The following is a 17,712-nucleotide window of genomic DNA, read 5'->3' as shown; positions in this document are numbered from 1 at the left end:
CCGATGCGCGCGACTCAGGACCCGGCCGGGGGCGCGTCGTCCTGCACGGAATCGGCCCGTTTGCGCGCCGTCCGGGTCAGATCGGACTGAGTCAGGTCGCCGCCGAAGTGATCGACCAGTTTCTGTGAAAGACGCGTGTCGTCGCTGTTGGCATATTGCCCCGGAAACAGCGGGCCGACCTTGTAATCCTGGTCCTCGAAGCGGGTGACGACGAACTTGGGCGTGTGGTCGGGGTTTGCCGCGACGGCTTCGGTCGCGACGGTGTCCCGGTTGACCTCGGTGGTTTCGCATACGTCGCAGGGCGGCTTGGTGCCCGCCACGTAAAGATCGATGGGCTTCGTCGACGCCATTTTCCGCTGCTCGGGCGTGAGGGGCGGCGCGGTGGCGTCGGGCTCCTCGAGCTCGTGGAACTGCCGCCTGGCCTCCGTTTCCAGCGCGGGCTGATTGCGCTGGACGTGCTCGATGATGCGCTGTTCGGCGTGCTGCATGATGCGCGTGGAATCGGTCGCCCGTCCCGGCGCCATCATGATCTTGCCGTCAGCCTCGCTGCTGCGCAGCGCGTCCCGCAACTGCGTCAGCAGATGCTTGACGCGATTGCGCTGGACCGCGCTCAGGTTCAGGCCGTGCGACGGATCGGTCGACGCGCCGGAGGACGTGGACGCGTTGATCTCGGCTTCCGCGCGGTCGAGATGCGCCTTGAATTTATCGGGTTCGTTGACGAAGGCGAGCAGTTTATTCAGGTGGCGCTCCTCCTGCTGGCTGATGCGCGCGTTTTCCTGCAGCTTGGGCAGTTGGACGGCATGGGCGTCTTCCCGAAGCTTGGCCCCCGTCACGTCCCGGAGTTCCTTGGTCAACGTCGCCACGAGCGCCGTCCGGTCCGCGCCGGGCGCCGTATATTTTTCCGCGAGATTCTCTATCTGGCTGCGTTGCGTCGCCGCAGCCGTGCGGAATTGCGCCAGGCCGTTTGTCAGTGCCGCGGTATCGGCGGCGGGCGCGCGAATCTGGGTGAGGAGGTGGTGGGTGGCGGCTTCGTCGTGGGGCTGCCATTTCAACGTTTCAAGCTGCCCCATGTGGGTGTCCAGGTTCTGGTTGGAGAACCCGTTCTGATTGGCGAACAGATCGTGAAGCGCCCGGCCGGACTGCTCCGCGTCGGTGCGGAGCGCCGTGACATCCGCCGCGAGCGAGATTTTCTCGTCGGCGGTCCGTCCATATTTTTCAGCCAGCCCGTTGAGTTCTCCGTCGGCATGGGCATGGGCGGCATGGGCCGCCGCGCCGTGGCCGACGCAGTTCGTCACGAGCTGGGACGTTTCTTCGGCTTTCGTCCTGGTTGCGTTGACGATCTGCGTGCGGTCCGCTTCGTTGTTGATGATCTTGTGCAGTTGCGCCTTGAGCAAGGTGTCCGCGTCCGAGGCCGCATTGGTTCCCAGGTACACCGTGCCGTTGAGCACCGACGCCTGGACTTCCGGGGTGGTTCTCCTGGGAGTCGCCTGTTTCGCGGCCAGCAAGGCGGTCGTCGCGGTCCAGCGCAGCGCCTGGGGCACGCGCGCCTGGCCCTGGTAGCGCGTCAGCGAATCAAGCATGTGCGCCGTGCCCGCGGGCGGATTGCGCTGCGCGACCTTGGCGTTGTCGACCGGATGCTTGCCGTCGGAACGGTTGGCGTTGGGCTGGAAATCCGCCGGCATGTACCGATCGATCTGGACGGCGTTGTGGGCGGTGGGGGATTTGAGCATCGCGAATCGTTCCTTGTCTGGAAGAAATCCCGACAGGATGCAGCGGCGAGGCGCGCGCAGGTCGCCGCACGCGAACCGCCGGCCGCCCAGGCGAAGCCAATGCGGCGCGGCGCCGATGTGCGCCGGGCGTTTCGCCCGGCAGCCGGATCGGCCGGGCCGAACCTCGGCCCCTTCGTTTCGATGCGCAATAATCTCGGCCGATGTTGACCGATACGCGTCGCGACGCGTATCGGCCTGCTTGCCGGCGCCGCCGCACGCCCGGGTTCGCCTCGCAACCCCACGTATAATGCCCAGGTTCCAAGCGCCGCCCGGCTGGTCCGGCCGGATCCGCCGCCCGGTCCGCGGCCCGCGCGCCTCCCGTGCGCCCAGCCCGCGAACCGATCGTCCCGCGATCTGTCCAACCGGCGCGTTTCGCCCGCTCCGCCTCCCGCGAACGCCGAAACGCCCGCCGCCCGGCTCTCAACCGCGCACCCCGTGCGCTGCACTTTCTGCCTGAATCGACCATGCGTTTGTCTTCCTTCGGCCTCACGTCCCTCGCCTCCACCACCACCCTCGCGCTCGCCGCCCGCAATGTCGCCCTCGGCATCGCGCTGCCCGCCGCGCTCGTGTCGACGATCGCCGTCGCCGAAGCCAAGCCCGCCGCCAAGGCCAAGGCGCCCGCCGCGCCCGCCGCTGCCGAGCCGACCGGCGCGCCCGCGACCTTCATGCCCGGCGCCGTGCCCCCGCCCGGCGTCAACGCGCGCTCGTGGGTCCTCGTCGATGCGTCCAGCAATCAGATCCTCGCCTCCGGCAACGCCGACGAGCGCATCGAGCCGGCCTCGCTCACGAAGCTCATGACCGCCTATCTGGTGTTCGAGGCCCTCGACGCGAAGAAGATCTCGATGGAGCAGATCGTCACGCCGAGCGAGGCGGTCCGCCGCGTCGGCCGCGACGAATCGCGCATGTTCATCGAAGCCAACAAGCCGGTCTCGGTGCACGACCTCGTCTACGGGATGATCATCCAGTCCGGCAACGACGCGGCCATCGCGCTCGCCGAGCTGGTCGGCGGCAGCGAAGCCCAGTTCATCAACATGATGAACACCGAAGCCCAGCGCCTCGGCATGAAGAGCACCCGCTTCGCCGACGTGAACGGCATGCCCGATCCGCAGCACTACACGACGGCCAACGACCTCGCGACGCTCTCGACCCATCTGATCCGCGATTTCCCCGACTACTACAACATCTTCTCGGTCAAGGAATTCACGTACAACAAGATCAAGCAGCCGAACCGCAATCGCCTGCTCTGGATCGATCCGACCGTCGACGGCCTCAAGACCGGCCACACCCAGGCAGCCGGCTTCTGCCTGATCGCGTCCGCGAAGCGGCCGCTGCCGGGCGCGTCGGAAGGCAACCGCCGCCTCGTCACGGTGATGATGGGCGAGGTCAAGGAAAGCGACCGCGTCCAGGACAGCATGAAGATGCTGAACTACGGCTACAGCGCGTTCGACGCCGTGCGCCTCTACAAGGCCGGCCAGGCGATCGAAACCCCGCGCATCTACAAGGGCAAGAGCAACACGGTCCAGGTCGGCGTGCTGAAGGACCAGTCGATCACCGTGCCGAAGGGCATGGGCGACAAGGTCAAGCCGGAAGTCGATCTCAACGCCCCGCTGATCGCGCCGCTCGCGCAAGGCCAGCAGGTCGGGACGGTCAAGCTCGTCGCCGACGGCAAGACGCTCGCGCAATTCCCGATCGTCGCGCTCGAAGCCGTGCCGGAAGCCGGTCTCCTCGGCCGGATCTGGGATTCGATCCTGCTGATGTTCAGCAAAAAGAAGTAAGCTACGCGGAGTCTTCCTTCCGATCCCTTCTCGAGCCCAACCGTCATGAGCCAAGCTGATTTCGATCCGGTCGTTTACCTGAGCGTGTCGTCTCACGTGCAACGCGTGCCGCTGTCCGAGGCGCGCATTCCGGTCCTCGACCGCGGCTTCATCTTCGGCGACGGCATCTACGAGGTCGTGCCGGCCTACGCGCATGAAGGCGGCCGCGCGCCGTTCCGGATCGCGCAGCATCTCGCGCGCCTTGAACGCAGCCTCAAGAAGATCGGCATCGAGAATCCGCACGACGAGGCCGGCTGGCGCGCGCTCATCGACGCGTCGCTCGAAGCGAACGCCGCCGCGCTCGGCGAGGGCCGCCATGCGCTCGTCTACATCCAGGTGACGCGCGGCGTCGCGAAGCGCGGCCACGCGTTTCCGGCGGGCGCCGTGCCCACCGTGTTCATGATGGTCAGCCCGCTGAGCCTGCCGAGCGCCGAGGTGCGCGCGCGCGGCGTGCGCTGCGTGACCGCCGAGGATCGCCGCTGGCTCCATTGCGACATCAAGTCGACGTCGCTGCTCGGCAATGTGCTGATGGCCCAGCATGCGGTCGAGCACGATGCGTTCGAGACGATCCAGCTGCGCGACGGCCACGTCACCGAATGCTCGTCGGCCAACGTCTGGATCGTGAAGAACGGCGAGCTGCTCGCGCCGCCGCGCAGCAACAAGATCCTCGAAGGGATCCGCTACGAGCTCGTCGAGGAGCTCGCGAACGCATGCGGCATCCCGTTCGTCTCGCGCGACATCAACGAGGCCGAGCTGCGCGCGGCCGACGAGATCATGATCACGTCGGCCACCAAGGAAATCCTGCCCGTGACGCTGCTCGACGATCTGCCCGTGCAGGGCGGCACGCCCGGGCCCGTCTACGCGGCGCTGTACGAGGCCTATCAGCGCGCGAAGACGCGCGAGCTGGAACCTGTCTGACCTTTTTGCCGGAGTATCACCATGACCGAACCCACCAAGACCGTCGAAATGACCGGCGCGATCGAGGCGCGCAAGGACTCGCTGCTGGAGTTCCCGTGCGACTTCCCGATCAAGATCATGGGCAAGGCGCATCCCGAGTTCAAGGACACGATCTTCAAGGTCGTGAGCGTGCACGACAACGAAATCGACCTCGAGAAGATCGAGGAGCGCGTGTCGAGCGGCGGCAACTACACGGGCCTCACGATCACCGTGCGGGCCACGAGCCAGGCGCAGCTCGACACCATCTATCGCGCGCTCACCGGCCATCCGATGGTCAAGGTCGTGCTCTGATCCTGCGCGTCATACCTGCCGGCGCGCGGCGGCGTCCGCCGCGCGCCGCGCCTCCAGTCCCGCGCACTCCAGCTTGAAGCGCGCGATCTCCTCCAGCAGCCAACGCCGGAACGCCTGTACCCGCGCGGTGCGCAGCATCGGCTCCGGGCACACGAGGAAGTAGTGCCACGGGCTCGGCCCATCGATATCGAACAAGCGCACGATCCGTCCGAGCGCCAGCTCGTGGATCGCCAGCGAGCGCCGCACGAGCGCGATGCCCTGGCCGTCGATCGCCGCCTGCAGCAGGTTCGATGAATCCTGGTACAGCACGCCGCGGCGCGGTTCGGTCAGCGTATCGAGGCCCGCCGCGTCGAACCACGGCCGCCACAGCTCGTCGTTCGAGCGCAGCAGCGCGTAGCGCGGCAGGTCCGCGGGCGTGCGCGGCAGCACGCCGCCGTTCAGGGTCGGCGCGCAGACCGGGAAAAACGCCTCCTCGAGCAAGGGCTCCACGTACAGCCCCGGATAGTCGCCGGTGCCGAAGCGGATCACCGCGTCGACGTCGTCGCGCGAGAAATCGGTGAGCACGTTGGTCGACTGCAATTCGAGATCGATTTCCGGATGCCGTTCGATGAAGGGGCCGATCCGCGGCGTCAGCCAGCGCGCGGCGAACGACGACAGCATCGACACCACGAGGCGCCGCTCGCGATCGCTCGCGCGCACGTCGCGGGTCGCGTCGGCGAGCATGATCAGCGCGGTGCGCACCTGCTGCGCATAGCGGCTGCCCGCCTCGGTCAGCTGCAGGCGCCTGCCGTGACGCAGGAACAGCGGCGTGCCCAGGTCCGACTCCAGCGCGCGCACCTGATGGCTCACCGCGCCGTGCGTGACGAACAGCTCGTCCGCCGCGCGCGAGAAACTGCCGTGGCGCGCGGCCGCCTCGAATACCCGGAGCGCATTCAGCGCAGGCAGCTGGCGTAAGTCCATTTGCTAATTTTTCTCACAAGGCGGTGAAAATAGATCGTTTGGTGCAAGTCGTTGATCCATATACGATTGGAGCCATTGAAGCAGATTTGTCGGAGACTGTCATGAGAGAGATTTCCTCAAGCATTACCTTCGAAATCCAGGCCGGCGAGACGATTCCGCTGCGGGTCGCGCGCAGCACCCGGCTGAGCGTGCAGGGCGGGGTGGTGTGGGCCACGCGCAGCGACGATGTCGACGATTACTTCCTGGTGGCGGGCGAGGGCCTGAAGCTGCGCCGCGGCGAGCGCCTGTGGCTCAGCAGCGACGGCCGGGCAAGCGCCTGCGTCGCGTTCTCGGTGGCGCTGCCGGTGCGGCAGGCGGCCGTGTCGGGCGTGAAGCGCGCGCTCGCGCGCGTCGCCGGCTGGTTCGGCGACGACTGGCGCACGGTCTGACTCCATCGGCCGCCGCGGCGGCCGGTGATTCGTCCCCTTCATAGGCCGGCGGCGCGGGTGGGATTTCGGTAAACTATCGCCCATGTCTGCCTCGCCGGTCGTTCCCCCTCCCTCCGTTTCCGCCCCGCCGCCCGTCACGGTCCGCTGGCTCGGCGTCGAGCCCTACCCGGTCAGTTTCGATGCGATGCGCGCGTTCACCGAGGCGCGCACGGCGGACAGCGGCGACGAAATCTGGGTGGTCGAGCATCCGCCCGTCTACACGCTCGGCCAGGCGGGCGACCCCGCCCACCTGCTGGTGGCCGACAGCGGCGTGCCGCTCGTCAAGGTCGACCGGGGGGGGCAGATCACCTATCACGGCCCCGGCCAGATCGTCGTCTACCTGCTGCTCGACTTGCGGCGGCGCAAGCTGATGGTGCGCACGCTCGTCACCCGGATCGAGGATGCCGTGCTGGAAACCCTCGCGGCGTATAATCTCGCGTCGGTTCGCAAGGCGGGCGCGCCCGGGATCTATGTGGCATCCGGCCCTCACGAGGGCGCCAAGATCGCGGCGCTGGGCCTCAAGATCCGCAACGGCTGCAGCTATCACGGCCTGAGCCTCAACGTGAAGATGGACCTCCGGCCGTTCCTCGCGATCAACCCCTGTGGTTACGCGGGGCTCGAAACGGTCGACATGGCGAGCGTGGGCGCGACGGCCGGCTGGGACGAGGTCGCCCGCACGCTGGTGGCCCGTCTGATCGCCAACCTCGACGGCGCAACCGCGGCCGCCGTATTGCCGCAGGCACTGGAACAATCGAATGACTGACCTTATCGCTACCTCCGCATCGGCCGATCCGGCCGCCGCCTACGATCCGACCGCCAAGCAGAAGGCGCAGGCGAAGACGGCGCGCATCCCGATCAAGATCATCCCGATCGAGAAGCTGAAGAAGCCGGAGTGGATCCGCGTGAAGGCGGCCACCGGCAGTTCGCGCTTCAACGAGATCAAGACGATCCTGCGCGAGCACAACCTGCATACGGTGTGCGAGGAAGCGAGCTGCCCGAACATCGGCGAGTGCTTCGGCAAGGGGACGGCGACCTTCATGATCATGGGCGACAAGTGCACGCGCCGCTGCCCGTTCTGCGACGTCGGCCACGGCCGCCCCGATCCGCTCGACGTCGAGGAGCCGAAGAACCTCGCGCGCACGATCGGCGCGCTCAGGCTCAAGTACGTGGTGATCACGAGCGTCGACCGCGACGACCTGCGCGACGGCGGCGCGGGCCATTTCGTCGAGTGCATCCGGCAGGTGCGCGAGCACTCGCCCGAGACCCGCATCGAGATCCTCACGCCGGATTTCCGCGGCCGTCTCGATCGCGCGCTGCAGATCCTCAACGCCGCGCCGCCCGACGTGATGAACCACAATCTCGAAACGGTGCCGCGCCTTTACAAGGAAGCGCGCCCCGGTTCGGACTACGCGCACTCGCTCAAGCTGCTCAAGGATTTCAAGGCGCTGCACCCGGACGTCGCGACCAAGTCGGGGCTGATGGTCGGTCTCGGCGAGACGCCGGAGGAAATCCTCCAGGTGATGCGCGACCTGCGCGAGCACGACGTCGACATGCTGACGATCGGCCAGTACCTGCAGCCGTCCGAGCATCACCTGCCGGTGCGCGAGTACGTGCACCCGGACACCTTCAAGATGTACGAGGAAGAGGCGTACAAGATGGGCTTCACGCACGCGGCGGTCGGCGCGATGGTGCGTTCGAGCTATCACGCGGATCTGCAGGCGCACGGCGCCGGCGTGGTGTAAGCCGCGCGCAGCGTTTCCGTTGCGCCGCACCGAGAAAGGCCCGCAGCGATGCGGGCTTTTTGCATGGCCGCGCGCCGAACAGCGCCGCTGCGCCCGCGACCCCCGCACACACAGCGATCGCCATCGCCAGCACCCCCTGACCCGTCCCGAATCCCGCGCTCACGCCGAACGCGGCGAGCGATGCGCCGCCGATCTGGCAGCAGCCGACGAGGCCCGACGCGATCGCGGGCCGCCCGTGCCGGGCGCCGATCGCGGCCGGCACCGCGAGCGACAGCGACGACCCGTTCGCCACGCTGACGAGCAGCATCGGCAGCACCAGCGCGGCGACCTGCGCGACCCCCAGCGCGGCGCAGACGACGAACGCCGCGCCGCCGAGCGCGAAGCTCGCGAGGCCGAGCGCGACGATCGCGTCGTAGGGCAGGCGGCCGAGCAGCCGCTTCGCGGCGAGGTTGGCGGCGATGATGCCGCCCGTGAGCGGCAGGTACAGCCAGCCGGCGGTGGTCGGCGCGACGCCGAGCCGTACGAACAGGAACGGCGACTGGGTGAGGTAGATGAACCATGCGGCGTAGATCGCGCACACGACCAGCGTGTAGCGGATGAAGTCGCGGTCGGTGAGCACTGCGACGAAGCCGGCGCGCGCGCGGGGCGTGTCGACGCCCTGCGTGTCGACGCCCTGCGTATCGACACCCTGCGTATCGACACCCTGCGTGTCGACGCCCTGCGTGTCGACGCCCTGCGTGTTGACGCCCGGCGTATCGACGCCCGACGTATCGACGCCCGATGCGTCGCGACGGGTTTCCGGCAGATAAACGAGCGTGAGCAGCAGCGCGAGCGCACCGAACGCGGCGACGAAGACGAAGTCGGCCCGCCAGCCGAACCGCTGCGCGAGATGCGCGCCGAGCGCGGGCGCGAGCGCCGGCGACAGGGATACGAGCGGATACACGATGCCGTACACGCGGGCGGCCGCCTGCGTGTCGCAGGTGTCCGCGATGATGGTGCGGCCGAGTACGAGCCCGGCCGCCGCGCCGAGCGCTTCGAGCGCGCGCCAGGCGAGAAACGGCATGAAGCCGGCGGCGCTCGCGCAGCCGAGCGAGCCGGCGATGTACAGCAGGATGCCGGCGATCAGCACGGGCTTGCGGCCCCAGCGGTCGGCCAGCGGCCCGTAGCCGAGTTGCGCGATCGCGAGCGCGAGCAGGTAGACGGACACGGTCTGAGGCATCCGCCAGTCGGCGACGCCGAACGCGACGGCCATCGCGGGCATGGCCGGCAGGTAGACGTCGGAGGCGAGCAGGCCGAACACGCTCAGCACGGCGACGACCAGGATCAGGGAGGGGTGGGGCATGGCGGGAGCAGGGCGGAGTGAAAAGGTCTCGCATCGTAGGCGCGTCGTGCTCGTGTGAAAATGCATGGAAATGCACGAGGCGCATGCAAAAACGCCTGAACGACGAGAAACGAAAGCGATGACGAACGGGAACTGGGACGACCTGCGGATCTTTCTCGCGATCTGCCGCGCGGGTTCGCTGTCGGGCGCGGGACGCACGCTCGGGATCGACCAGACGACGGTCGGGCGCCGCCTGGCCGCGCTCGAGGCGCGGCTCGGCGCGACCCTGTTCCTGCGCACGCGCGGCGGCGAGGCGCTGACCGACGCGGGCCGGCAGGCGCGCGACGCGGGCGCGGCGATGGAGCGCCTCGCGCTGTCGTTCGAGCGGCGCGCGGAGCAACTCGACGAACGGATCGCGGGCGAGGTGCGGGTCACCACCACCGATGCGCTCGCGGTCGATTTCGTGACGCCGGCGATCGCGTCGCTGCGCGAGGCCCACCCGGACGTGCGCGTGATCCTGACGACGACCCGGCGGCTTCTCGACCTGTCGCGCCGCGAGGCCGACATCGCGATCCGCACCGTGCGTCCGGCCCAGGGCGAACTGATCGTGCGCCGGCTCGCGCAGTGGGAGGTCGGGCTGTACGCGACGCGCGGCTACCTCGACGCGCGCGGCGCGCCGCGCGCGGGCGACGGGCTCGCGGGCCACGACATCGCGCTGTACCAGGCGGGCGTGACCGAGCGGCAGGACGGCACGCTCGTGGGCGAGTCGATCGCGCACGCCCGGGTGGCGGCCGAACTGGATTCGAGCCTGATGCTCGCGACTTTCGTGCGCGCGGGGCTGGCGCTCGGCGAACTGCCCGTCTATCTCGCGCGCCGCGATCCGGCGCTCGTGCGGGTCTGGCCGGAGGCGCGCCGGGCGGCCGACTACGAGGCGTGGCTGGTCCTGCATCGCGACCTGGCGCGCGCGGCGCGCGTGCGGGTGGTGGTCGACGCGCTCGCGGCGGCGTTCGCGCACGCGTGAGCGTCGCTGCGGCGCGGCTTTGCCGGCCCGATCGCGCGGCGCATCCAATCGAACAGGGAAAGCAAAGCGCCAACGGCATCAATAGCATCGCAGGATTAATTGGAACCCCGCGGTTTCAAACCTCCTATAGTCGGAAGCCTTTTTGCCGCACCGACAGGAGAGAAGTGCCATGCAGCGTTCCCGATTGATTCGCCTCGCGGCGGCCGCGCTGACGGTCGTCGCATCCGCCGTGGCCGCGCCGGCCGCGCACGCCGGGCCGCGCGAAGTGGTGATCGCGTACCAGGACATGGTGGTGCCGTGGCGCTATGCGCAGGCGAGCGGTGAAGTCGAGAAGGCGACCGGCTACAAGGTCACGTTCCGCAAGCTCGACAGCGGCGCGGACGTGATCCGCGCGCTCGCGTCGGGCTCGGTGCAGCTGGGCGAGGCGGGATCGAGCCCGATCGCGGCCGGCTTGTCGCAGGGGCTCGACATCTCGCTGTTCTGGATCCTCGACAACATCAACGACGCCGAGGCGCTGGTCGCGCGCGACGGCTCGGGCGTGACGAGCATCGCGGGCCTGAAGGGCCGCAAGATCGGCGTGCCCTACGTGTCGACTTCGCATTTCCACACGCTGGTCGCGCTGCAAAACGCGGGCGTGAACCCGAACGACGTGAAGATCGTGAACCTGCGCCCCCCCGAGGTCGCGGCGGCGTGGGCGCGCGGCGACATCGACGCGACCTACATCTGGGACCCGGTGCTCGCGAAGGTGAAGCAGAGCGGGCGGGTGCTGACCACGTCGGGGCAGATCGCGAAACAGACCGGCAAGGCGACCTTCGACGGCTTCGTGGTGAGCCGCGCGTTCGCGCGCGACAACCCCGAGTTCGTCGCGCGCTTCGTCAAGGTGCTGGCGGCGGCCGACGCGGACTACCGCGCGCGGCCGGCGGCCTGGGGCGTCGGCTCGGCGCAGGCGGCGGCGGTCGCGAAAGTGTCGGGGGCGAACCTGCCCGACGTGCCGGCGAGCCTCGCGCTGTACGCCTTCCCGACGCCGGCCGAGCAGGCCTCGAACGTCTGGCTGGGCGGCGGCGCGCAGTCGGGCGCGGCGAAGTCGCTCGCGGCGACGGCGGCGTTCCTCAAGGCGCAGGGCACGATCCAGGCCGTGCTGCCCGATTATTCGGCGGGCGTCGACCCGCGGTTCGTCCAGAAGGCGGCCGCGCGCTGAGCGCGGGGGAGGTCAACATGAGCAGGCTGGAGATTCGGCGACTGTCCGTCGCGTATCCGGGCGCGCGCGGCCAGGCCGGCACGCAGGCGCTGGCCGGGGTCGATCTGTGCATCGAGGCGGGCGAGTTCGTGGTGGCGCTGGGGGCGTCGGGGTGCGGCAAGACGACCCTGCTCAACTGCATCGCGGGCTTCGTCGCGCCGACCGAGGGCGACGTGCTGATCGATGGCGCGCCCGTCACGGGGCCGGGCGCGGAGCGCGGCGTCGTGTTCCAGAAATATGCGCTGCTGCCGTGGCTCGACGTGCTGGGCAACGTCGCGCTCGGCCTGCGTTTTCGGCAGGTGCCGAAAGCCGAGCGGGAGGCGCGGGCGCGCCGCATGCTTGCGCTCGTCGGGCTCGAACGACATGCGCATGCGCGCGTCTACGAGCTGTCGGGCGGGATGCAGCAGCGGGTGGGGATCGCCCGCGCGCTGGCGGGCGATCCGGGCGTGCTGCTGATGGACGAGCCGATGGGGGCGCTCGACGCGATGACGCGCGAGGCGATGCAGGAGCTGGTGCTCGACCTGTGGGCGCGGACCCGCAACACGGTGTTCTTCATCACGCACGGCGTCGAGGAGGCGCTGTTTCTCGCGACGCGGCTGGTGGTGATGACGCCGGGGCCGGGACGGATCGCGGAAACCTATGACCTGCCGTTCGCGCGTCGTTACGTGGAGACGCGCGATGCGCGCGCGGTGAAGTCGTCGGCGGAATTCATTGAATGGCGCGAGCGGCTGATCGAGCGCCTGCACCGGCGCGAACCGATGGAGGCGGCGGCATGAGCGGACGGGATGCGGTGGTGGAGCACCCGCGGTTCGCGGAAGAGAGGCGGGACGCGCGCGGCCGGGCGGACGCGCGGCGCGGGCGGCAACGACGCTATCGGGTGCCGGGCGAGGGCGCGACGGCCGGGCTCAGCGTCGCATCGGTGGCGGGGCTGGCCGTGCTGTGGTGGGCCGCGACGCGCTGGCAATGGCTGCCGCCGCTGTTCCTGCCGCCGCCGGACGCGGTGTGGCGCGCGTTCGTCGATGCGTGGCATGGGCGGATCCAGGGCGGCCTGCCGCTCGCGCAGCACCTGGGCTGGAGCGCGCTGCGCGTGTTCGGCGCGTTCGCGCTGGCGGTGGTGGTCGGCGTGCCGACCGGGATCCTGATGGGCGTGAGCCGCATCGCGCGCGGGCTGCTCGATCCGCCGCTCGAGTTCTACCGGCCCTTGCCGCCGCTCGCGTATCTGCCGCTCGTGGTGATCTGGTTCGGCATCGACGAGACCGCCAAGCTGGTCGTGATCTTCCTCGCCTGCTTCGCGCCGATCGCGATGGCCGCGCGCGCCGGCGTGAAGAGCGCGACGCTCGAACAGATCAATGCCGCGTATTCGCTGGGCGGCAGTTTCGCGCAGGTGGTCCGTCACGTGGTGCTGCCCGCCGCGCAGCCGGAAATCCTCACCGGCCTGCGGATCGCGATCGGCTTCGGCTGGACCACGCTGGTCGCCGCGGAAATGGTCGCGGCCACGGCCGGGCTCGGACAGATGGTGCTCAATGCGTCGAGCTTCCTGCGCACCGACGTCGTCGTGATGGGGATCATCATCATCGGCGTGATCGCGTGGGCGTTCGACCTGCTGATGCGGGCGGTCGAGCGCCGGCTCGTGCCGTGGAAGGGGCGGGGGTGAGCGGGCGGCGGCCCGACGGTGGCGGCGCCGGGCCTGGTGCCGCGCGGGCGCTTCGGTTCGGCGGCATCGATGGCCGCCTCCCACGGGCCGCCTTGCCCGATACCTGTCTCGCGGGACAACCGCGCGATATATCGAAAGCCGTTTATCGAAAGCCGTTCGCTCGTGACGGAATGCGCGCATTGGAACCGTTCGGCCGCGCGTTAAATCCGCGGATTCTCCGGGATTGACTGATGCGTGTTGCGATTTTAAGCGAATGGGTAATGGAAAAGCGGACGATCGAATAAATCGGGAATCCCGGAATTCACGAAATTCACGGAATTCCCCGAGTCAATAAATCGAAGCTGATTTCTCCGATTCGCGCCAATGCCCGGCCATGCACGTTTTCCCACAGCCGCGGCACACTGATCCGAAAGCAGTGTCGATATGAATCGGAGACGCTGAACATCGTGCCCGGGGCGATCAGGATTTGCTCCTGAAGGCACGCCTTGAAAAGCGCGAGCGAATCCAATTCCCCCGGCAATTCGACCCACAGTATTGATCCTCCGATCGGATCATTCACGCGCGTCCCCTTTGGAAAGGCGCGCGCGATGATGCGCCGGGCTTCGACGCGGCTCTTGCAATACGCCTGATGCAGCGCGCGGAGCCGCCGATTGTAGTGGGACTCCGCGAGCAGTTCGGCGAGCGCCAGCTCGTTGATCAGGCAATTGCTGCCCGATATCGCGGATTTCAGCGTGCGGATGCGCGTGGCGAACGCACCGGCGGACAGCCAGCCCACCCGCAATCCGGGCGAGATCGTTTTCGAATAGGAGCCGCACAGCAGCACGGTTCCCGTCTTGTCATACGACTTCACCGCTCGGCGGTACACGTCGTCGTGGACCAGGTCGTTGTAGATCACGTCTTCGATCAACGGAATCTCACCCCGCGCCAGCAACTGCACCAGGCGTTCGCGTTCCGCGAGCGGCATGCACGTACCCGTCGGATTTGCCAGCGTCGGCGTCGCCAGCACGGCGCTCACGCGGTTGGTGCGCAACGCGAGCGCCAGCGCATCGACGGACAGCCCGTGCGTGGGATGAGAGGGGATCTCCAGGACGCTGAGCCCCAGCACGCCCAGGGTTCGCAGGAAGCCGAACGAGGTGGGCGACTCCACCGCCACCGTGTCTCCGGGCCGGGTCACGGCCATCAGGCACAAGCTGACCGATTCGGTTGCGCCGGTCGTCAGGATGATCTCGCGGGGATCGAGCGCGCATCCCATCGTCAAGGTTCGTCGCGCGATGGCCTTGCGCAGCGCATCCTCCCCGGGCGTCGTCGGATCGTATCCCGGCGCCCTGCCGCCGCGTTGCACGGCATGCAGCATGGCGCGCCTCATCTCGGCCTGCATCAGGTCGCACGCGGGGTACCCCGATCCAAACGAAACCAGATGGGGGACGGTCGTGGAGCGCATCATCGTCTCGATCAAGGTCGCGACTTCCACCGCCGCCGACCACGCGGGCAAGGCGCCGACCTCGGTCTCCGAGGCCCGAGGCAGCGGAACGGACACGAAATGCCCGGCCTTGGGGCGGCATTCGATCAGTCGCGCGTCCTCGAGACTCCGATAGGCCTCCAGAACCGTCGACAGCGAGACGGAATGATCTTGTGCGCATTTCCTCAACGACGGCAAACGATCCCCCGGCGAGTAGGCGCCCACTTGAATCGCATATTCGATTCGCTTCGCCAACTTGACATAAAGAGGTTGGTATCCATATGAATCTGCTCGCATTCGACCCTGTACCTTTTTTCTATATGGCTGGTGAGTAAATCGGTTCCATGCTGTTCGGGTGTGTTTTTTTGTAATTGAATTGTTGCGAGATGTCTCGCGTAACCCGGTACAGATAGCCCGATATGAGGGGAGCACAGAATACAACTTGCGTCAGGTGCGAGTGTTAAAGCGTGGTTCCGTGTATCTGGTGCGATTCTTTTTCAAGGCTGATTATTTGGAAACGATTAAGCGTGTTGTGACCAACCAGCGAATCTATTTGTGATGCACACCATCCAGACAGAAGTTTTCCCAATCGGCATCAAACCCGGCGTCGATCCGTTCAGCGTGTATCGCCTGGCTGTCGAACGATTCGGAGCGCAACACGCATTTCTCGCCGAATCGGTGCGCGGGCCGGCGGCCGATTGCCAGCAGTCGTTCGTCGCCGTCAACAAGCTGGGCTCGATTTGCATGACGGCCGACGAGGTGCGCATCGACGCCGCCGACGCCGTGCGCCAGCACCTGATTCGCACGGTCGAGGCGGTGCCGGGCATGCCCCGGTTCGATGCCGCCGGGCGTGCGGCGCTGACTTCCACGGATCTGCTGTGGCGCATGCTTCGCACCTTGCTGTTCTCGAGCTACCGGATGGAGAACGCCGGGGAGCCCTTCGTCGCCGGCTTCGTGGCAAGGATCGGCTACGACGCGGCCGCGCTCGTCGAGCGCCTGCCTCGCCGCCTGCCGCGTGACGAATCGACGCTGATCCGCCTGGATCTCTACCAGCACATGATCCTCTTCGGGACGGATGGCGCGACCCTGTACGTGAACCACGCGCCGGGCTTCGATGCGCCGGACCTCCCGGCCCTGCTGGGACTGTTCGACGCGCCGTCGCCGTTCCTGCCGGTTTCGCCGGAGGTCGGAGAGATTCGATGGTCGACCACCAAGGGGCGCTATCTCGATGCGTCGTGGACCGCGCTGGAGCATATCCATGCGGGGGACATCTACCAGGTTCAACTGGGGCATGAAATCCGCATCGGATCCGCGATGGACCCGTTGTCGCTCTACGCGAAGCTCCGGATGCAGAATCCCTCGCCGTACATGTTCCTGCATCAGGCCGACGACATGACGCTGGTCGGCGCGAGCCCCGAGAACTACGTGCGGCTCGCGGGCCGCCGGCTGTCGATGCGGCCGATCGCGGGCACCCTGGCGAAATCGGCCGGGATGGATCCGCAGGCGCTGAGGAACGAACTGAGCGCGTCCGTGAAGGAGAACGCCGAGCACGTGATGCTGGTCGATCTGTGCCGCAACGATATCGGGCGCATCTGCAAGCCGGGCTCGCTCGAGGTGCCGAGCTTGATGGCCCTGGAGGAATTTCCCTCGCTGTATCACCTCGTCTCGACCGTATCCGGCGATCTGCGTCCCGAGTGCGATGCGATCGACGTGCTGCGCGCCACGTTTCCCGCGGGCACGATGGTCGGCGCGCCGAAAATCCGCGCGATGGAAATCATCGAGAACCTGGAGGCCTCGCCGCGCGGCCAATACGCCGGCGCGATCGGGCTGATCGATTTTCGCGGCGAGATGAACCTGGCGCTCTGCATTCGGATGGCATGCCGGATCGAAGGCGAATATCGGCTGCGCGCCAGCGCGGGCGTGGTGTACGACTCGCATCCGGAACGCGAATGGCAGGAAACGCTGGCCAAGTTGCGCATGCTCTATCGCACCGTCACTGGACAGGAGTTGCTCGCATGAAGGTTGTGCTCGTGGATGCGTACGACAGCTTCGTATTTGTCATTGATATCTATCTCCGATCGATCGGACTGGATACCCGTGTTCTGCGCTACGACGATCCGGGGATCGACGCGATGCTCGCCGATCCGCCGGATGCCGTGGTGCTGGGGCCGGGGCCCGGGCGTCCCGAGGAGGCGCGCTATCCGGACATGATCCGCGCGCTGGAGCGACGCGCGCCGGTGCTGGGGGTCTGCCTCGGGCATCAGGCCATCGGGATGGCCTATGGCGGGCAAGTCGTGCGTGCGCCCATCTGCATGCATGGCAAGACGAGCGTGATCGCCAACGACGGGATCGGCGTGTTCCGAAAGACCTCGGGCAAGCCGTTTGCCGCCACGCGCTACCACTCGCTCGTGATCGCGCGCGACAGCGTGCCGGACGCGTTGATCGTCACGGCGCACGCGTTGGACGACCAGCAGGTGATGGGGGTGCGTCATCGGCATTTGCCGGTCGAGGGCGTGCAGTTTCATCCGGAAAGCATCTCCACGGAGAACGGCCTGTCGATCTTCAGCAGTTTCTTCGAACACCACCTGGGCGCCGCGTCGTCCAGGCGCGTAGCCGTCCCTGTCTAATCAGCAGTCCTTTTCTCTCACTAACGGAACGCCACGATGTCCAACATTGCCTACGATCCCGTCACCTTCGATGCCGAGCAGGCGCCCTGGGAGCGCTGGACCAAGCCCGGCGCCGATGGGCGGGTCAAGATCTTCTATTCCAACGGCAAGCGCCTGCGCCTGCTCGAACTGCCGCCCGGGTTCGACGAACAGCACTGGTGTCTGGTCGGGCATCAGGGTTATGTCCTCGAGGGGCGCTTCACGATCATCTTCGACGACCAGACATTCGACTGCCACCCGGGCGCGGCATTCTCGATTCCCGACGGCGTCCGGCATCGGTCCCGCGGCGCGGTCGACGGCCGGACCCTCGTGTTCGTGGTCGACAACCAGACGGAAGCCGCGTCGCGTTGATGC

Annotated in this window: 17 protein-coding genes; 13 read left to right on the top strand and 4 right to left on the bottom strand. The window is 67.7% G+C overall.

All coding sequences use genetic code 11. From position 1 onward, the window contains the following. Positions 1 to 14 precede the first annotated feature (14 nt). Positions 15 to 1,730, bottom strand: coding sequence for a hypothetical protein (locus AC1RQF_RS16135; RefSeq protein ID WP_273999322.1), 1,716 nt, complete (start codon positions 1,728 to 1,730; stop codon positions 15 to 17). 503 nt (positions 1,731 to 2,233) lie between these two features. Between AC1RQF_RS16135 and AC1RQF_RS16130 the strand changes: the two genes are divergently transcribed. Genes AC1RQF_RS16130 through AC1RQF_RS16120 form a run of 3 tightly spaced genes read left to right on the top strand, consistent with a single transcriptional unit; the run spans position 2,234 to position 4,831 of the window. Beyond that, positions 2,234 to 3,544 (top strand): D-alanyl-D-alanine carboxypeptidase family protein, encoded by a 1,311-nt coding sequence (locus tag AC1RQF_RS16130; RefSeq protein ID WP_273999321.1) that lies wholly within the window; start codon positions 2,234 to 2,236, stop codon positions 3,542 to 3,544. A 45-nt stretch (positions 3,545 to 3,589) separates the two neighbouring features. Next, positions 3,590 to 4,501: a D-amino acid aminotransferase gene (locus AC1RQF_RS16125; protein ID WP_492872462.1), complete on the top strand. Its 912-nt coding sequence runs from the start codon at positions 3,590 to 3,592 to the stop codon at positions 4,499 to 4,501. Between the two features lie 21 nt (positions 4,502 to 4,522). Continuing rightward, the gene (locus tag AC1RQF_RS16120) at positions 4,523 to 4,831 is read left to right on the top strand and encodes an HP0495 family protein (RefSeq protein WP_273999319.1); all 309 of its coding nucleotides are present in this window, start codon (positions 4,523 to 4,525) and stop codon (positions 4,829 to 4,831) included. A gap of 9 nt (positions 4,832 to 4,840) precedes the next feature. Here AC1RQF_RS16120 and AC1RQF_RS16115 read toward each other — a convergent pair whose 3' ends face one another. Further along, positions 4,841 to 5,791, bottom strand: a complete 951-nt coding sequence (locus AC1RQF_RS16115; RefSeq protein ID WP_273999318.1) for a transcriptional regulator GcvA — start codon at positions 5,789 to 5,791, stop codon at positions 4,841 to 4,843. Positions 5,792 to 5,892: 101 nt separating this feature from the next. On the opposite strand from AC1RQF_RS16115, the gene AC1RQF_RS16110 reads away from it, so the two are divergent. The 3 genes from AC1RQF_RS16110 (at position 5,893) to lipA (ending at position 8,000) form a co-directional block, all read left to right on the top strand. Further along, positions 5,893 to 6,219, top strand: coding sequence for a DUF2917 domain-containing protein (locus AC1RQF_RS16110; protein WP_273999317.1), 327 nt, complete (start codon positions 5,893 to 5,895; stop codon positions 6,217 to 6,219). Positions 6,220 to 6,301: 82 nt separating this feature from the next. Beyond that, positions 6,302 to 7,021 (top strand): lipoyl(octanoyl) transferase LipB, encoded by a 720-nt coding sequence (lipB, locus tag AC1RQF_RS16105; protein WP_273999316.1) that lies wholly within the window; start codon positions 6,302 to 6,304, stop codon positions 7,019 to 7,021. Beyond that, on the top strand, positions 7,014 to 8,000 hold the full coding sequence (gene lipA / locus AC1RQF_RS16100) for a lipoyl synthase (protein WP_273999315.1): 987 nt from the start codon (positions 7,014 to 7,016) through the stop codon (positions 7,998 to 8,000). The genes lipB and lipA overlap by 8 nt, the downstream gene beginning before the upstream one ends. Here the strand turns inward: lipA and AC1RQF_RS16095 are convergent. After that, positions 7,921 to 9,342, bottom strand: a complete 1,422-nt coding sequence (locus AC1RQF_RS16095; protein WP_492872461.1) for an MFS transporter — start codon at positions 9,340 to 9,342, stop codon at positions 7,921 to 7,923. The two genes, lipA and AC1RQF_RS16095, sit on opposite strands and share 80 nt — an antisense overlap. 118 nt (positions 9,343 to 9,460) lie before the next feature. Between AC1RQF_RS16095 and AC1RQF_RS16090 the strand changes: the two genes are divergently transcribed. The 4 genes from AC1RQF_RS16090 (at position 9,461) to AC1RQF_RS16075 (ending at position 13,233) form a co-directional block, all read left to right on the top strand. Then, positions 9,461 to 10,342 carry a LysR family transcriptional regulator gene (locus AC1RQF_RS16090; protein WP_273999313.1) on the top strand — a complete coding sequence of 294 codons (882 nt, stop codon included), beginning with the start codon at positions 9,461 to 9,463 and terminating at the stop codon, positions 10,340 to 10,342. A 169-nt stretch (positions 10,343 to 10,511) separates the two neighbouring features. Next, positions 10,512 to 11,540 (top strand): taurine ABC transporter substrate-binding protein, encoded by a 1,029-nt coding sequence (gene tauA / locus AC1RQF_RS16085; RefSeq protein WP_273999312.1) that lies wholly within the window; start codon positions 10,512 to 10,514, stop codon positions 11,538 to 11,540. A gap of 17 nt (positions 11,541 to 11,557) precedes the next feature. After that, positions 11,558 to 12,355: a taurine ABC transporter ATP-binding protein gene (locus AC1RQF_RS16080; protein ID WP_492872460.1), complete on the top strand. Its 798-nt coding sequence runs from the start codon at positions 11,558 to 11,560 to the stop codon at positions 12,353 to 12,355. Then, positions 12,352 to 13,233: an ABC transporter permease subunit gene (locus tag AC1RQF_RS16075; protein ID WP_273999310.1), complete on the top strand. Its 882-nt coding sequence runs from the start codon at positions 12,352 to 12,354 to the stop codon at positions 13,231 to 13,233. Before AC1RQF_RS16080 ends, AC1RQF_RS16075 begins: the two co-directional genes overlap by 4 nt. Before the next feature lie 310 nt (positions 13,234 to 13,543). Here AC1RQF_RS16075 and AC1RQF_RS16070 read toward each other — a convergent pair whose 3' ends face one another. Further along, the gene (locus AC1RQF_RS16070) at positions 13,544 to 14,947 is read right to left on the bottom strand and encodes an aminotransferase-like domain-containing protein (protein WP_492872459.1); all 1,404 of its coding nucleotides are present in this window, start codon (positions 14,945 to 14,947) and stop codon (positions 13,544 to 13,546) included. Positions 14,948 to 15,313: 366 nt separating this feature from the next. On the opposite strand from AC1RQF_RS16070, the gene AC1RQF_RS16065 reads away from it, so the two are divergent. The 3 genes from AC1RQF_RS16065 to AC1RQF_RS16055 are packed head-to-tail and all read left to right on the top strand — an operon-like array spanning position 15,314 to position 17,709. Then, positions 15,314 to 16,711 (top strand): anthranilate synthase component I family protein, encoded by a 1,398-nt coding sequence (locus tag AC1RQF_RS16065; protein WP_492872458.1) that lies wholly within the window; start codon positions 15,314 to 15,316, stop codon positions 16,709 to 16,711. Positions 16,712 to 16,722: 11 nt separating this feature from the next. Further along, positions 16,723 to 17,319 (top strand): anthranilate synthase component II, encoded by a 597-nt coding sequence (locus tag AC1RQF_RS16060; protein WP_273999306.1) that lies wholly within the window; start codon positions 16,723 to 16,725, stop codon positions 17,317 to 17,319. Positions 17,320 to 17,355: 36 nt separating this feature from the next. Then, positions 17,356 to 17,709: a cupin domain-containing protein gene (locus AC1RQF_RS16055; protein WP_273999305.1), complete on the top strand. Its 354-nt coding sequence runs from the start codon at positions 17,356 to 17,358 to the stop codon at positions 17,707 to 17,709. The last annotated feature ends 3 nt before the right edge of the window (positions 17,710 to 17,712 follow it).

It is taken from the genome of Burkholderia sp. GW821-FHT14F03 (assembly GCF_058803765.1).
This window is presented reverse-complemented; position numbering and strand designations above follow the sequence as displayed.

Excerpts from the sequence above, each read along its gene's own strand:
- AC1RQF_RS16135 (WP_273999322.1), bottom strand. The coding sequence starts at position 1,730 with ATGCTCAAATCCCCCACCGCCCACAACGCCGTCCAGATCGATCGGTAC.
- AC1RQF_RS16130 (WP_273999321.1), top strand. The coding sequence starts at position 2,234 with ATGCGTTTGTCTTCCTTCGGCCTCACGTCCCTCGCCTCCACCACCACC.
- AC1RQF_RS16125 (WP_492872462.1), top strand. The coding sequence starts at position 3,590 with ATGAGCCAAGCTGATTTCGATCCGGTCGTTTACCTGAGCGTGTCGTCT.
- AC1RQF_RS16120 (WP_273999319.1), top strand. The coding sequence starts at position 4,523 with ATGACCGAACCCACCAAGACCGTCGAAATGACCGGCGCGATCGAGGCG.
- AC1RQF_RS16115 (WP_273999318.1), bottom strand. The coding sequence starts at position 5,791 with ATGGACTTACGCCAGCTGCCTGCGCTGAATGCGCTCCGGGTATTCGAG.
- AC1RQF_RS16110 (WP_273999317.1), top strand. The coding sequence starts at position 5,893 with ATGAGAGAGATTTCCTCAAGCATTACCTTCGAAATCCAGGCCGGCGAG.
- lipB (WP_273999316.1), top strand. The coding sequence starts at position 6,302 with ATGTCTGCCTCGCCGGTCGTTCCCCCTCCCTCCGTTTCCGCCCCGCCG.
- lipA (WP_273999315.1), top strand. The coding sequence starts at position 7,014 with ATGACTGACCTTATCGCTACCTCCGCATCGGCCGATCCGGCCGCCGCC.
- AC1RQF_RS16095 (WP_492872461.1), bottom strand. The coding sequence starts at position 9,342 with ATGCCCCACCCCTCCCTGATCCTGGTCGTCGCCGTGCTGAGCGTGTTC.
- AC1RQF_RS16090 (WP_273999313.1), top strand. The coding sequence starts at position 9,461 with ATGACGAACGGGAACTGGGACGACCTGCGGATCTTTCTCGCGATCTGC.
- tauA (WP_273999312.1), top strand. The coding sequence starts at position 10,512 with ATGCAGCGTTCCCGATTGATTCGCCTCGCGGCGGCCGCGCTGACGGTC.
- AC1RQF_RS16080 (WP_492872460.1), top strand. The coding sequence starts at position 11,558 with ATGAGCAGGCTGGAGATTCGGCGACTGTCCGTCGCGTATCCGGGCGCG.
- AC1RQF_RS16075 (WP_273999310.1), top strand. The coding sequence starts at position 12,352 with ATGAGCGGACGGGATGCGGTGGTGGAGCACCCGCGGTTCGCGGAAGAG.
- AC1RQF_RS16055 (WP_273999305.1), top strand. The coding sequence starts at position 17,356 with ATGTCCAACATTGCCTACGATCCCGTCACCTTCGATGCCGAGCAGGCG.